This is a genomic window from Pseudomonas sp. NS1(2017) (assembly GCF_002269425.1).
In the GTDB taxonomy this organism is placed as follows: domain Bacteria; phylum Pseudomonadota; class Gammaproteobacteria; order Pseudomonadales; family Pseudomonadaceae; genus Aquipseudomonas; species Aquipseudomonas reactans.
This window is the reverse complement of sequence record NZ_CP022960.1, coordinates 2042102-2056763: the sequence shown is the minus strand read 5'-3', so window position 1 is coordinate 2056763 and position 14662 is coordinate 2042102. Positions and strand designations below refer to the sequence as shown.

At 62.3% G+C, this 14662-nt stretch carries 12 protein-coding genes; all 12 read left to right on the top strand.

Annotated elements, in window-relative coordinates:
* The first annotated feature begins 40 nt into the window (after nt 1–40).
* Nucleotides 41–523 carry a copper chaperone PCu(A)C gene (locus CI807_RS09705; RefSeq protein WP_095014518.1) on the top strand — a complete coding sequence of 161 codons (483 nt, stop codon included), beginning with the start codon at nt 41–43 and terminating at the stop codon, nt 521–523.
* 11 nt (nt 524–534) lie between these two features.
* On the top strand, nt 535–924 hold the full coding sequence (locus CI807_RS09700) for a DUF2946 domain-containing protein (protein WP_095014517.1): 390 nt from the start codon (nt 535–537) through the stop codon (nt 922–924).
* Nucleotides 925–1017: 93 nt separating this feature from the next.
* A complete protein-coding gene (locus CI807_RS09695; RefSeq protein ID WP_095014516.1) occupies nt 1018–3078 on the top strand; it encodes a TonB-dependent copper receptor in 2061 nt (686 codons plus the stop codon).
* 120 nt (nt 3079–3198) lie between these two features.
* Nucleotides 3199–4581 (top strand): PepSY domain-containing protein, encoded by a 1383-nt coding sequence (locus CI807_RS09690; RefSeq protein ID WP_095014515.1) that lies wholly within the window; start codon nt 3199–3201, stop codon nt 4579–4581.
* A gap of 150 nt (nt 4582–4731) precedes the next feature.
* The gene (locus CI807_RS09685; protein ID WP_095014514.1) at nt 4732–6840 is read left to right on the top strand and encodes a TonB-dependent siderophore receptor; all 2109 of its coding nucleotides are present in this window, start codon (nt 4732–4734) and stop codon (nt 6838–6840) included.
* A gap of 124 nt (nt 6841–6964) precedes the next feature.
* Nucleotides 6965–7747, top strand: coding sequence for an ABC transporter ATP-binding protein (locus tag CI807_RS09680; RefSeq protein ID WP_095014513.1), 783 nt, complete (start codon nt 6965–6967; stop codon nt 7745–7747).
* Nucleotides 7744–8691: an ABC transporter substrate-binding protein gene (locus tag CI807_RS09675; protein ID WP_095014512.1), complete on the top strand. Its 948-nt coding sequence runs from the start codon at nt 7744–7746 to the stop codon at nt 8689–8691. Before CI807_RS09680 ends, CI807_RS09675 begins: the two co-directional genes overlap by 4 nt.
* On the top strand, nt 8688–9698 hold the full coding sequence (locus tag CI807_RS09670) for an iron ABC transporter permease (protein ID WP_095014511.1): 1011 nt from the start codon (nt 8688–8690) through the stop codon (nt 9696–9698). Before CI807_RS09675 ends, CI807_RS09670 begins: the two co-directional genes overlap by 4 nt.
* A 187-nt stretch (nt 9699–9885) precedes the next feature.
* Nucleotides 9886–11151: an urea ABC transporter substrate-binding protein gene (urtA, locus tag CI807_RS09665; protein ID WP_095014510.1), complete on the top strand. Its 1266-nt coding sequence runs from the start codon at nt 9886–9888 to the stop codon at nt 11149–11151.
* Nucleotides 11152–11251: 100 nt separating this feature from the next.
* Nucleotides 11252–12754, top strand: a complete 1503-nt coding sequence (gene urtB, locus CI807_RS09660) for an urea ABC transporter permease subunit UrtB (protein ID WP_095014509.1) — start codon at nt 11252–11254, stop codon at nt 12752–12754.
* Complete coding sequence (urtC, locus tag CI807_RS09655; RefSeq protein WP_095014508.1) at nt 12754–13821, top strand: urea ABC transporter permease subunit UrtC; 1068 nt, start codon at nt 12754–12756, stop codon at nt 13819–13821. The genes urtB and urtC overlap by 1 nt, the downstream gene beginning before the upstream one ends.
* On the top strand, nt 13818–14651 hold the full coding sequence (gene urtD, locus CI807_RS09650; RefSeq protein WP_177409572.1) for an urea ABC transporter ATP-binding protein UrtD: 834 nt from the start codon (nt 13818–13820) through the stop codon (nt 14649–14651). The genes urtC and urtD overlap by 4 nt, the downstream gene beginning before the upstream one ends.
* The last annotated feature ends 11 nt before the right edge of the window (nt 14652–14662 follow it).

Sequence of the window (14662 nt, the reverse complement as noted above, 5' to 3'; positions counted from 1 at the left end):
CGCAAGTGAACTGCGTTTAGAACCGTTCTGGAGAACTGCCATGCTTAAATCTTCCCTGCTTCTGGCTGCGTTGCTGCTGCCGGTGTTCAGTGCTGCCAATGCCGAGGACTACAAGTCCGGCGACCTGGTGGTCAGCGAACCCTGGTCCCAGGAGTTGCCGCCGAATGCGCCGACTGTCGCCGCGTATTTTGTGATTCATAACACCGGCGAATCCCCGGACCGCCTGCTCAGCGTCGAAACGCCGGTGGCGAAAAAGGCCGAGCTGCATGAACACGTCATGCAGGGCGATCTGATGAAGATGCAGCAAGTGCCTAGCGTCGCCGTGCCAGCCAAGGGTGACCTGACCTTCGCCCCGATGGCGTACCACGTGATGCTGCTCGACATCAAAGACCGCAGCCTGTTGGCCGACGGCAAGCAATTCCCGCTGACCCTGACCTTCGAAAAAGCCGGCAAGGTCGCGGTGCAAGTGTCAGTACAGAAAGTACCGCCGATGGCCGGCCACGCACACAAGCACCCGCAATAGACTGACACGTAATGGGCGCCCCTCGCGCCAGGCCTTCCCCGCACGCCCGCGTAAGGCGCGGCGGTTGGATCAGCCTGTTCGCCATGCTGATGATCTTTATCGGTCCGCTGATTTCCCAAGCGATGCCGATGGACCATCACGCCGGTATGTCGATGGACATGCCGATGGACCACGGCGAGTCCCATCACCCAAAAGCCCCTGACGAACACCACGCCCTCTGGTCCAAGTGCGGCTATTGCGACCTGCTCTACAGCTGCCCCGCCCTGCCCGGCGGCGTTTCAAGCTTCACCCAGAGCAGTCCGCCACCCGCCAACGCCCTCACCCCCGCCACGCGCCTGGGCCATGCCCGGCAAAGCATCTTCCCCGGCGCCCGCAGCCGCGCGCCGCCCATCGCTTCGTAAGCACTTCACAGCGTTACTTCACCCCGGCCGACTTTAGACAGACAGCCGCAGGCTGCTGGCCGTGTTGTTTACGATTGATTGATGGAATTTGTCATGTCCAGGTTTTCTGCTGACACCCGTTTGGGATGTACTCCCGTGTTCGCCGTTCTGTGCGGCGCACTGCTGGCTCCGATGGCTCACGCCGATGAAAATGAATTGAGCCCCACCGTCATTACGGCGATCGCCCCCAGCTCACCGCTGACCGTGATCACCAACCCGAAAGACCCGCGCCAACCGGTGCCCGCCAGCGATGGCGGAGACTACCTCAAGACCATCCCCGGCTTCGCCCTGGTGCGCAACGGCGGCACCAATGGCGACCCGGTGCTGCGCGGCATGTTCGGCTCGCGCCTGAACATCCTCACCAACGGCAGCATGATGCTCGGCGCCTGCCCGGGCCGCATGGATGCGCCCACCTCGTACATTTCGCCGGAAACCTACGACAAGCTCACCGTGATCAAAGGCCCGCAAACCGTACTCTGGGGCCCTGGAGCGTCGGCTGGCACCGTGCTGTTCGAGCGTGAGCCTGAGCAATTCGGCGAGCTGGGCACGCGCCTCAACGCCAGTGTGCTGGCCGGTTCCAACGGACGTTTTGACAAGGTCATCGATGCCGCCGCCGGTGGCCCGCTGGGCTATGTGCGCGTGATCGGCAACCAAGCCCACGCTGACGACTACAAGGACGGCAATAACGACACCGTCGCCTCGCGCTACGACAAATGGAACGGCGACGTCGCTGTCGGTTTCACCCCCGACGCCGACACCCTGCTGGAACTCACTGCCGGCCGTGGCGATGGCGAAGCGCGATACGCCGGGCGCGGCATGGATGGTTCGCAGTTCCTGCGCGAAAGCCTGGGGCTGCGTTTCGAAAAATCCAACATTGGCGAAGTCCTCGACAAGGTCGAAGCCCAGGTCTACTACAACTACGCCGACCATGTGATGGACAACTACAGCCTGCGCACGCCCTCGGGCACCGGCATGATGGCCGGGCCGATGGCGTCCAACGTTGATCGCCGCACCCTCGGCGCGCGGATCAAGGCCACCTGGCGCTGGGCCGATGTGCAGTTGATCAGCGGCCTGGATGCGCAGACCAACGAACACCGTCAGCGCAGCAGCATGGGTATCGATACCTACAAAGATCTGCCACGGGTCAAGGACGCCAACTTCCACAACTATGGTGTGTTTGGCGAACTGACCTGGTACGCCGCCGACCGCGAACGGCTGATCACTGGCGCGCGCCTGGACCGCGCCTCGGCCAAGGATTTCCGGCAGAGCACCGGTTCCGGCATGATGACGCGCCCCAATCCGACGGCTGACAACACCCGCGCGGACACCTTGCCCTCGGGCTTCGTGCGCTATGAACACGACCTGGCCGACAGCCCCACCACCCTCTACGCAGGCCTGGGCCACTCGGAACGTTTCCCCGATTACTGGGAGCTGTTTTCGCCCAACACCGGCGCGAGCGGTTCAGTGAATGCCTTCGACGGCGTGAAGCCTGAGAAAACCACCCAACTCGATTTCGGCGCGCAATACAAAGCCGACGACCTGGAAGCTTGGGCTTCGGGTTACATCGGTCGAGTGCAGGACTTCATCCTGTTCGACTACCGGCCCGGAATGATGGGCACCACCTCCCAGGCCCGCAACGTCGACGCGCGCATCATGGGTGGCGAATTGGGTGCGGCGTACAAACTGACGCGCAACTGGAAGGCCGACGCGACCCTCGCCTACGCCTGGGGCAAGAACAGCAGCGATGGCAAGGCCCTGCCGCAAATGCCGCCACTGGATGCACGCTTGGGCCTCACCTACAGCGAAGATGATTGGAGTGCCGGCGCGCTGTGGCGTGTGGTCGCCGCACAAAACCGCATCGACCAGAACAAGGGCAACGTGGTCGGCAAGGACTTCGACAAGAGCGGCGGTTTTGGCGTGTTCTCGCTGAACGCGGCGTATCGCATCAACAAACACTTCAAGGTCAGCACTGGCGTCGACAACCTGTTCGGCAAGGCCTACGCCGAACACCTGAACCTGGCCGGCAACGCCGGCTTCGGCTACCCGGCCAGTGACCCGCAGGCCATCAAGGAGCCTGGTTGCACCCTGTGGACCAAGGTAGACATGAGCTTCTAACGCACCTTGTAGGAGCCGGCTTGCCGGCGATAGCGCCCGTGAGATCGCCATCGCCGGCAAGCCGGCTCCTACAGGTCCTGCGTTAACAATCAATAAATAACAAGCCTTGCGGAGCCCCTGATGAGCACTCAAAAGATTTCCTTCTACAACCTGGCCTGGCGCTGGCACTTCTACGCCGGCCTCTTCGTCGCCCCGTTCATGGTGCTGCTGGCGCTGACCGGCATCATCTACCTGTTCAAACCCCAACTCGACCCACTGATGTACGGCGACCTGCTCAAGGTCCAAACCGCCGAGCACGCCCTGAGCGCCGACGAGCAACTGCAACGCGCCAAAACCGCCTACCCCAACGCCGCGATCAGCAAATACCTGCCCCCTGCCGACAGTACCAGCAGCGCACAATTCGTGATGCACAACGGAGGCCGCGAAGTAACCGTGTTCGTCGACCCCTATCGCGGCACGGTCCTCGGTGAGCAGGACTCGAAATACAACCTGCAAGCCATCGCCCGCGCCCTGCATGGCGAGCTGATGATCGGCACCGTCGGCGATCGCCTGATGGAACTCGCCGCCGGTTGGGGCGTGATGCTGGTGGTGTCAGGCCTGTACCTGTGGTGGCCGCGTGGCAAGTCCTCGGCAGGGGTGCTGTGGCCGCGTTTCAACAGTCGTGGCCGGGTGTTGTGGCGCGATCTGCATGCGGTCACCGGTTTCTGGGGCGCGTCCTTGTTGCTGGTGATGCTGCTCAGCGGCATGACCTGGACCGGCTTCTGGGGCAAGCAATATGCCGACCTGTGGAACACCTTCCCAGCGGCGATGTGGAACAACGTGCCGCAATCGGATCAGCAGGCGCGCGTGCTCAATACCGCCAGCCAACAGACCGTGCCCTGGGCCATCGAAAACACGCCGATGCCGATGTCCGGCGACCACGCCGAACACATGAACCACGGCGCCATGCACTCGGGTCCGGCGGCGCCCACCTTGCGCTTGCAGCAGGTGGTCGACCTGGCCAACGCACGCCACGTCGAGCCCGGCTACAGCATCACCTTCCCCACCACCGCCGAAGGTGTATTCACCGTCGCGGTGTTCGCCAACGACCCGCGCAATGACGCCACCCTGCACGTGGACCAGTACACCGGCAAGGTGCTGGCCGATGTGCGTTGGGAGCATTACAACCTGGTCGCGCGAGCCACCGAGACCGGCGTGATGCTGCACGAAGGCAAGATGTTCGGCTGGGTCAATCAGCTGATCGTGCTGTTGATCTGCCTGATGATTTTGCTCAGCGCGGTCAGCGGCGTGGTGATCTGGTGGAAGCGTCGCCCTCAAGGCGGGCTGGGCGTTCCGCCGCTGCGTCATGACCTGCCGAAGTGGAAAACCGCGATGGTGATCATGCTCGCCCTGGCGATCATTTTCCCCCTTGTTGGCGCGTCTTTGATTGCGGTGTGGGCACTGGATCGCCTGGTGCTGTCGCGCTTTTTTGCGCAACGTGAATCTGCCTCAGGTTCAGCATGAAACCGGCGAGATGCCCGACACAGAGGCCTTCTGTAGCCTTGCGCGGACTTTTGCCGCGCAGCGAATAAGTGTTAACTTATAACACTTTCTGCGTTATCGTTGCTCGCCGCGCCCTGCGGCGAGCATCCCTCCAAGAAGACTGATCGACCGATGAACAAGTACCTTGCGTCCGGGCTGTGCCTGCTCGCCCTGCAAAACAACGCCCAAGCCCTGACCCTGCCCGTCAGCCCCGTCACCGCGCCCGCCGTGGATGACGAACGCGTCGACCTCAAGACCCCGACCACCGCCGGCTCGCGCTTGAACCTCACGTCGCTGCAAACCCCTGGCAGCGTCGAAAGCCAGACCGGCGCGCAAATCCGCGAACGCGGCGATGCCAGTGTGCAGGACGCAATCTCCCGCGCCACCGGCATCAGCCGCACCGGCACGCCGGGCGATGGCGGCACCTCGTTGTCGGCCCGTGGTTTTACCGGCCAGGGCTCGGTGATGCAGTTGTACGACGGCAACCGTATGTACATGGGCATGGGCACGTCGACTTTCCCGGTGGACACCTGGTCGGTGGAGCGGGTAGACGTTTTACGCGGCCCAGCCTCGGTGCTGTATGGCGAAGGCGCCACCGGTGCAGTGATCAACACCGTGCCGAAAAAGCCGTTTGCAGGCGAGATCGAAAACCATATCCGCCTGGGCTACGGCTCCTATGATCGCCAGCAGCAAGCCCTGGACAGCGGTGGCTCGCTGACCGACACCCTGAGCTATCGCCTGAACCTCAATCGCCTGCGCAGCAACGGTTTCATCGACCGTGGCGACTCCAGCAGCGACTTCGTCAGCGGCGCCCTGCGCTGGCAAGCGGCGGACAACCTGAGCTTCACCCTGGCCAGCGACTATGGCGACCAGCGCCCGCAAAACTACTTCGGCACCCCGTTGATCAACGGCCAGTTGCACAAGGGCCTGCGCGACAAGAACTACAACGTCAGCAACGACACCCAGCACTACAACGACCAGTGGACACGCCTGACCAGCGAGTGGCAGATCAACGACAGCGTCAGCGCCGCCAACGAGCTGTATTACCTGAAAAACCAACGCCGCTGGCAGAACGCCGAGAACTACAACTTCACCAAAGGCCAGCTCACCCGCAGCGGCAATTTCGGCATCAAGCACAATCAGGAACAGGTGGGCGACCGCCAGACCTTCACCTTCAAGCACACGCTGTTCGGCCTCGACAGCCAGACTGTGACCGGCGTGGAGTACAACCGGATTCGCTTCCGCCTCGCCAGTAACTCGCCGTTCAACGATGTACTGCCAAGCGGCCAACCGATCGATATCAATCACCCTGCGCCGGCGCCGTTCATTAGCCAAAACGCGTTTTCGCCGCTGTTTTCTACCACCACCAAAACCGTCGCCGGCTTCGCCGAAAACCGCCTGCAACTCACCGACCAACTGTCGTTGATCACTGGCATTCGTCGCGACTATGCCCACGTCGACCGCGATGACTTGCGCACAGGCGCCCAGTCCGACAAGACCCTCACCGGCAATAACTGGAAAGCCGGCCTGGTCTACGCAATCACACCGGACACATCGGTTTACGGCCAGTATTCCACCAGCACCGACGGCGTCGGCGGCCTGATTTCCCTGAGCCCGAGCCAGCAGCAATTCGACCTGTCCACCGCCAAGCAGACCGAGATCGGCATCAAGCAAGCCTTCTGGGACCAACGCGGCGAATGGACCTTGGCGGCTTATCACATCGTCAAAAAGAAACTGCTCACCGACATCCCCGGTGACCCGGAGCATCAGCAGCAAGTCGGCCAGCAATCCTCCCGTGGCCTGGAGGCCAGCCTCGACCTGCAACTGCCCCATGCCTGGGCCCTGCAAGCCAACGCGGCAATCGTGCATGCGCAGTACGACGACTTCAGCCAGGACGTCAACGGGGTGCAAGTCTCCCGCGACGGCAACCGCCCAGTGGACGTGCCACGCCGTACCGCCAACCTGTGGCTGAGCAAGGCCGTGACCGACGACATACGCGCCGGTGCCGGTGTGCGTTATGTCGATGCGCGTTATGCCGACATGGCCAACCAGAACGAGCTGCCGAGCTACACCGTGGTCGACGCCACTGTGTCGTGGAAGGCCATGCGCAACACCACCCTGGGCCTGCAACTGAACAACCTGTTCGACCGTACCTATGCCGTCAGCCAGTACAACGACGGGCAACAGTGGATTCTGGGAGAGCCGCGCTCATTCTTCGTCACGGCGGACTACACCTTCTAATGCCCCCACAAATCCCCGTAGGAGCGAGCTTGCTCGCGAAAAACGTCAACGATTACGCGCGCATTCAGGATGCACCCGGTGCCTGTGATTTCTTCGCGAGCAAGCTCGCTCCTACAGGGGTTTCATGAATTCGCTTGCCCTCACCGACCTGTCCTGGTCCCCAACAGGCCACTGCCATCACCAGTTCCACCTGCGTGATGCGAGCCTGCAGGTCGGTGCGGGGGAGTTTGTCGGGCTGATCGGGCCCAATGGCAGCGGCAAGACCAGCCTGTTGCGCTGCGCCTATCGGTTCAGCAGGCCGGCGCAGGGCAACGTGTTACTTGACCACCAGAACGTGTGGAAGCAAAGCGCAAAATGGTGCGCGCAGCGCATCGCAGTGGTGCTGCAGGAGTTCCCTGACGCCTTCGGCCTGCGCGTGGATGAAGTGGTCGCCATGGGTCGCACGCCCCACAAGGGCTTGTTCGATGGCGATACCTTGCACGACCGGCAACTGATCCAACAGGCACTTGAATCAGTGGGTATGCAGGGCTTTGAAGACCACGCCTTCGCCACCCTTTCTGGCGGCGAAAAACAACGAGTGATCCTGGCTCGCGCCCTGGCCCAGCAACCGCAACTGCTGATCCTCGACGAACCCACCAACCACCTCGACCCACGTTATCAGCTGGAACTGCTGCGGCTGGTCAAGCGCCTGAACATCGGCACCCTGGCGAGCATCCACGACCTCAACCTGGCCGCCGCCTTCTGTGATCGCCTGTATGTGATCAACCACGGACGCATCGTCGCCAGCGGCACGCCCCATGAAGTGCTGACCGCCGAGTTGCTGCGCGAGGTGTTTGGCGTCGAAGCACTGATCGACACCCATCCCTTGTCCGGCTACCCCCGAATCACCTGGATAACCCAACCATGATCCTGCGCTCCCTGCTGTCTCTCGCGTTACTGTTCGGCACTGCACATGCGTTCGCCGAAGCGACCCATTACCCGGTCACCATCAAAAGCTGCAACCGCGACGTGACCTTTCAGGAAGCGCCGAAACACGCGGTCAGCCACGACATCAACATGACCCAGATGATGCTCGCCCTCGGCCTCAAGCCGCGCATGGCCGGATACAGCGGCGTCACCGGCTGGAAGTCGGTCACCCCGGAAATGGCCGAGATCCTCGACGGCCTGCCGGAGCTGGCGAGCAAATACCCGTCGGTGGAAACCCTGCTCAACGCCAACGTCGACTTTTTCTTCGCCGGCTGGGACTACGGCATGCGCGTGGGCGGCGACCTTACGCCAAGCACCCTGCAACCCTTGGGCATCAACGTGTACGAGTTGACCGAGTCCTGCGCCTTCGTGATGAAGCGCCCGGCGGCGACCCTCGAAGACACCTACAACGACCTACGCAACCTGGGCAAGATCTTCGACGTGCAGGACCGCGCCAATACCTTGATCGCGCAAATGCAGGCGCAGGTCGACGAAGTGCAGAAAGACCTGCCCGCCGATAAACCGCGTGTGTTCCTCTACGACAGCGGTGAAGACCGCGCCATGACATCCGGCCGCCTCGGCATGCCCCAGGCGCTGATCGAGGCGGCTGGCGGGCGCAATATTCTCGATGACGTGGATGCCAGCTGGACCCGCGTCAACTGGGAGACTGTGGTGGAGCGCAACCCGCAGGTGATCGTGATCGTTGACTACAGCGAAATCACTGCCGAACAGAAGCAGGCATTCCTGATGAACAACCCGGCGCTGCAAGCGGTGGACGCGATCAAGAACCAACGGTTCATCGTGATCCCTTACGTACAAGCCACGCCAGGCATTGATAACGTGCTGGCCGTCGAGACACTGGCCAAGGGGTTCCACGGCGAATGATCAGCCGTCGCTACACCTTCCTACTCATTGCCCTGGCTGCGGCGTTGCTGGTCTCTTGCGTCATTTCGCTGGGCTTTGGCCCGGCGCGGGTGCCGGTGGAGGTGGTGTGGCGGATTGTGGCGTACAAGACCTTCGGCCTCGGTGAGGCGAATTGGCCGGCGGGGCAGGAACATATCGTTTGGCTGATCCGCGTGCCGCGTATGTTGCTCGGCGCGTTGGTGGGGGCTGGGTTGGCATTGATCGGCGCGGTGCTGCAGGCCGTCACGCGCAACCCGTTGGCCGACCCGCACCTGCTGGGCGTCACCTCAGGCGCCACCCTGGGCGCGGTGATCGTGGTGTTGCATGTGGGTGAAATCATCGGCCTGCTGACCTTGCCCATCGCGGCGTTTATCGGCGCACTGCTGAGCATGCTGGTGGTGCTGGCGGTGGCCAGTCGCAACGGCCGGCTGGAGAGTGATCGCCTGCTGCTGTGCGGCGTGGCGGTATCGTTTGTGATGATGGCCGCGGCCAATCTGTTGTTGTTCATGGGCGACCATCGCGCAGCATCAGCGGTGATGTTCTGGATGCTCGGCGGCTTGGGCCTGGCACGCTGGGAACTGCTCGCGATTCCCGCCGCCACGGTCGTACTGGGCCTGCTGGTACTGGCGAGCATGGCCCGCCCGTTGAACGCGCTGATGGCCGGCGAACAAACCGCCGTGACCCTTGGCCTGAATGCACGCAATGTGCGGCTGAAGGTGTTCCTAGTGGCCTCGTTGATGACCGGGGTGCTGGTGTCCATCAGCGGTTCCATCGGCTTTGTCGGCCTGATGATCCCGCACATTGCCCGGCGCCTGGTGGGTGCCGAACATCGCCGGCTGCTACCGGTGTGCGCGCTGCTCGGCAGCCTGTTCCTGGTATGGGTGGACGTGGCTGCGCGCACGCTGATCGCCCCTGAAGACCTGCCCATCGGCGTGGCCACGGCGGCGATTGGCGGGGTGTTTTTCATCGGGCTGATGCGCAAGCGCTGACCGCGCCCCGTTGTAGCGCATCGCGATGCACCTGGCACCCCGCCCTGCCATTTGATGGTGCGCAACCCGCGCGCAACACGCGGCGAAGCGACTATTTCATGCCCTTTCCCGACTAGGCACAGCGCTTGCAATCACCTCCTTGACTTTGTCCCCCTCATAACAATCTTGAGTTCACGGAGATCGCACCATGAAGCGTCGCAGCTTGATCAAGGCTTTCACTCTTTCGGCGTCCATTGCCGCCATGGGCATGACCTGGACGATCCAGGCCGCCGAGACCATCAAGGTCGGCATCCTGCACTCGTTGTCCGGCACCATGGCGATCTCCGAAACCTCGCTCAAAGACATGGCGCTGATGACCATCGACGAGATCAACGCCAAAGGCGGTGTGAACGGCAAGATGCTTGAACCAGTAGTCGTGGACCCCGCCTCCAATTGGCCGCTGTTCGCCGAAAAAGGCCGGCAGTTGCTGACCCAGGACAAGGTCGCCGTGGTGTTCGGTTGCTGGACTTCGGTGTCGCGCAAATCGGTATTGCCGGTGTTCGAAGAGCTCAATGGCCTGCTGTTCTACCCGGTGCAATACGAAGGCGAAGAGATGTCGCCAAACGTGTTCTATACCGGTGCGGCGCCGAACCAGCAGGCGATCCCGGCCGTGGAATACCTGATGAGCGAAGAAGGCGGCGCGGCCAAGCGTTTCTTCCTGTTGGGCACCGACTACGTTTACCCGCGCACCACCAACAAGATCCTGCGTTCGTTCCTGCATTCCAAAGGCGTAGCGGATAAAGATATCGAAGAGGTCTACACCCCGTTCGGCCATGCCGATTACCAGACCATCGTCGCCAACATCAAGAAGTTCTCGGCGGGCGGCAAGACCGCGGTGATCTCCACCGTGAACGGCGACTCCAACGTGCCGTTCTACAAAGAGTTGGCTAACCAAGGCTTGAAGGCCACCGATGTTCCGGTGGTGGCGTTCTCGGTGGGTGAAGAAGAACTGCGCGGCATCGACACCAAGCCGCTGGTGGGCAACCTCGCCGCCTGGAACTACTTCCAGTCGGTGGAGAACCCGGTCAACAAGAAATTTGTCGCTGACTGGAAAGCCTACGCCAAGAAACACAACCTGCCGGGCGCCGACAAAGCCGTGACCAACGACCCGATGGAAGCCACCTACGTGGGCATCCACATGTGGGCGCAGGCGGCGGAGAAAGCCAAGTCCACCGACGTCGACAAAGTGCGTGAAGCGCTGGCCGGGCAGACGTTCGCGGCTCCGTCGGGCTTCACCCTGACCATGGACAAGACCAACCACCACCTGCACAAGCCGGTGATGATTGGTGAGATCCAGGCGGACGGGCAGTTCTCGGTGGTGTGGCAGACCCAGGAGCCGATCCGGGCACAGCCGTGGAGCCCGTACATCCCCGGCAATGACAAGAAGCCGGACTATGCCGTCAAGAGCAACTAAATCTCTGTAGGAACCGGCTTGCCGGCGATGGCGTCCTTGAAATCGCCATCGCCGGCAAGCCAGCTCCCACACCGTCCGTGAATGATCAGGACATTTTGTTATGCCCACTGCCTTTTACCGCTTCATCCTCATGGCCCTGCTGTTGCTGCCTTTGGCGGCACACGCCAGCGATGCCGAAGACTTCCTGGCTGCCAACCCCAGCCAACAAGCCAAGCTGCTCCAGGACTGGGCCGCCCAGCCCGACCCGGCACGCATCGAGTTGGTGGACGCCCTTGAACAAGGCCAACTCACGCTCAACGGTGAAACCAAGACCGTGCGCCTGAACAACCGCCTGCGCAGCCTGATCGACAACGTCCAAGCCAGCCAGCAACTGCTCGCCGCCGACCCCAAGGTGCGCCTGGCCGCAGCGGTGACCCTGCAAAAAAGCGCACAACCCGCGCAACTGAAATTCCTCGATCAGCGTGTGGCAGCCGAAACCAACGAGGACGTGCACACCGCCCTCAGCCTGGCCCTGGCCAACCTGCAACTGGTCGACCCCGACCCCGTCGTTCGTCTTGCCGCCGTGCGCTTGCTCGGCAGCACCGGTGATCCACTGGCGCGCACGCGTCTTGAGGCGCTGCTCGCCCCCGGCGTCGAAACCGATGCTGCCGTGCACACCGCCGCCGAAACCAGCCTGGCCCAAGTCAAACGCAAGCTGATGCTCGGTGAAATCCTCGGGCAAGCCTTCAGTGGCATGTCCCTCGGTTCGATTTTGCTGCTGGCAGCCCTGGGCTTGGCGATCACCTTCGGCCTGCTCGGCGTGATCAACATGGCCCACGGCGAGATGCTGATGCTCGGCGCCTACTCCACGTACGTGGTGCAGTTGCTGATGCAGCGCTACGTGCCGCAAGCCATCGAGTTCTACCCGCTGATCGCCTTGCCCGTGGCGTTTTTTGTCACCGCCGCCATCGGTATGGCCCTTGAGCGCACGGTGATTCGCCACCTCTACGGCCGACCGCTGGAAACCTTGCTCGCCACCTGGGGCATCAGCCTGATGCTGATCCAGTTGGTGCGCCTGGTGTTCGGCGCGCAGAACGTCGAGGTGTCCAACCCCGAGTGGTTGTCCGGCGGCATTCAAGTGCTGCCCAACCTGGTGCTGCCGTACAACCGCATCGTGATCATCGCCTTCGCGCTGTGCGTGGTGGTGCTGACCTGGCTGCTGCTGAACAAGACACGCCTGGGCCTCAACGTGCGCGCCGTCACCCAGAACCGCAACATGGCGGCCTGCTGCGGCGTGCCCACCGGGCGTGTGGACATGCTCGCGTTCGGTTTGGGCTCCGGTATCGCAGGTTTGGGCGGCGTCGCGCTGAGCCAGATCGGCAACGTCGGGCCGGACCTGGGCCAGAGCTACATCATCGACTCCTTCTTGGTCGTGGTGCTCGGCGGTGTCGGCCAGTTGGCCGGCAGCGTCATGGCCGCCTTTGGCCTGGGCATCGCCAACAAGATCCTCGAACCGCAGATTGGTGCGGTGCTCGGCAAGATCCTGATCCTCGCGCTGATCATTCTGTTTATCCAGAAACGCCCGCAGGGACTCTTCGCACTGAAAGGACGGGTGATCGACTGATGAACCAACCATTGATGCTCACGGCCACGCAGAAGGCTGGCCCGAAGGTAACGATTGCGGTGGGCGTGGTGATTCTCGCGCTGCTGCTGGCGTTGCCATTATGTTCACTGCTGTCACCGGAAAACCCGTTGCATGTGTCGGCCTACACACTGACCCTGGTGGGCAAGATCCTTTGCTACGCCATCGTCGCCCTGGCGCTGGATCTGGTGTGGGGCTATGCGGGAATGCTGTCCCTCGGACACGGCCTGTTCTTCGCCCTCGGTGGCTACGCGATGGGCATGTACCTGATGCGCCAGGCCTCCGGCGATGAATTGCCGGCGTTCATGACCTTTTTGTCGTGGACCGAATTGCCCTGGTATTGGGTCGGCACTCAACACTTTCTCTGGGCCATGTGCTTGGTGGTTTTAGCGCCTGGCCTATTGGCCTTGGTGTTCGGCTTCTTCGCCTTCCGCTCGCGGATCAAGGGCGTGTACTTCTCGATCATGACCCAGGCCCTGACCTTTGCCGGGATGCTGTTGTTCTTCAGGAACGAAACGGGTTTTGGCGGCAATAACGGCTTCACCAATTTCCGCAGCATCCTCGGCTTCGGCATTACCGAACCGGGCACGCGGGCCGTGTTGTTTGTCGCCACAGTCGCGCTGCTGGTGGCGAGCCTGTTCATCGGCTGGCGCCTGGCGCGCAGCAAGTTCGGCCGGGTGCTCACTGCTCTGCGCGATGCGGAAAACCGCCTGATGTTCTGCGGCTACGATCCGCGCGGCTTCAAACTGTTCGTGTGGGTACTGAGCGCAGTGCTGTGCGGGTTGGCAGGAGCGTTGTATGTGCCGCAGGTGGGTATCATCAATCCCAGCGAAATGTCACCGACCAACTCCATCGAAGCCGCCGTGTGGGTGGCCCTCGGCGGGCGCGGCACGTTGATCGGCCCACTGCTGGGCGCCGGTGTGGTCAATGGCATGAAGAGCTGGTTCACCGTGGCCTTTCCGGAATACTGGCTGTTCTTCCTTGGGGCGCTGTTCATCATCGTCACCCTGTACCTGCCCAAGGGCGTTATCGGCCTGCTGAAGAAATGAGGAACGTCATGCTTGAACCTATTTTCGATGCAGGCGCCGGCCGCGACGCGATCGGCCTCGGCCAGGCCGCAGGCCCGGGCCTGAACACCCGCCACGGCACCATCCTGAGCCTGGAAGACATCAGCGTCAGCTTCGATGGCTTCAAGGCGCTGAACAACCTGAACCTCTACATCGGCGTCGGCGAACTGCGCTGCATCATCGGCCCCAACGGCGCGGGCAAGACCACGCTGATGGACGTGATCACCGGCAAGACCCGGCCCAGCCATGGCACCGCCTGGTTTGGCGAAAACCTCGACCTCACCAGCATGAGTGAGGTGCAGATCGCCCAGGCCGGCATCGGCCGCAAGTTCCAGAAACCCACGGTGTTCGAAGCCCTGAGCGTGTTCGAAAACCTGGAGCTGGCGCAGAAGACCGACAAATCGGTGTGGGCCAGCCTGCGCGCACGCTTGAGTGGCGAGCAGAAAGACCGTATCGACGAAGTACTCGACACCATCCGCCTGAGCGCGTCAGCAGAGCGTCAGGCCGGGTTGCTGTCCCACGGCCAGAAGCAGTTTCTGGAAATCGGCATGCTGCTGATGCAGGACCCGCAACTGTTGCTGCTGGATGAGCCCGTGGCGGGCATGACCGACGCCGAAACCGAATTCACCGCCGAACTGTTCAAGCGCCTGGCGGGCAAGCACTCGCTGATGGTGGTGGAACACGACATGGGGTTTGTCGGCGCGATTGCCGACCACGTCACCGTGTTGCACCAGGGCAGCGTGCTGGCCGAAGGATCGCTGGAACAGGTGCAAGACAATGAGCGGGTGATCGAAGTCTATCTCGGTCGCTGAGGAGAGCTGAA

Coding starts and splice junctions, on each gene's coding strand:
- CI807_RS09705 (WP_095014518.1), top strand. CDS start 41: ATGCTTAAATCTTCCCTGCTTCTGGCTGCGTTGCTGCTGCCGGTGTTC.
- CI807_RS09700 (WP_095014517.1), top strand. CDS start 535: ATGGGCGCCCCTCGCGCCAGGCCTTCCCCGCACGCCCGCGTAAGGCGC.
- CI807_RS09695 (WP_095014516.1), top strand. CDS start 1,018: ATGTCCAGGTTTTCTGCTGACACCCGTTTGGGATGTACTCCCGTGTTC.
- CI807_RS09690 (WP_095014515.1), top strand. CDS start 3,199: ATGAGCACTCAAAAGATTTCCTTCTACAACCTGGCCTGGCGCTGGCAC.
- CI807_RS09685 (WP_095014514.1), top strand. CDS start 4,732: ATGAACAAGTACCTTGCGTCCGGGCTGTGCCTGCTCGCCCTGCAAAAC.
- CI807_RS09680 (WP_095014513.1), top strand. CDS start 6,965: ATGAATTCGCTTGCCCTCACCGACCTGTCCTGGTCCCCAACAGGCCAC.
- CI807_RS09675 (WP_095014512.1), top strand. CDS start 7,744: ATGATCCTGCGCTCCCTGCTGTCTCTCGCGTTACTGTTCGGCACTGCA.
- CI807_RS09670 (WP_095014511.1), top strand. CDS start 8,688: ATGATCAGCCGTCGCTACACCTTCCTACTCATTGCCCTGGCTGCGGCG.
- urtA (WP_095014510.1), top strand. CDS start 9,886: ATGAAGCGTCGCAGCTTGATCAAGGCTTTCACTCTTTCGGCGTCCATT.
- urtB (WP_095014509.1), top strand. CDS start 11,252: ATGCCCACTGCCTTTTACCGCTTCATCCTCATGGCCCTGCTGTTGCTG.
- urtC (WP_095014508.1), top strand. CDS start 12,754: ATGAACCAACCATTGATGCTCACGGCCACGCAGAAGGCTGGCCCGAAG.
- urtD (WP_177409572.1), top strand. CDS start 13,818: ATGAGGAACGTCATGCTTGAACCTATTTTCGATGCAGGCGCCGGCCGC.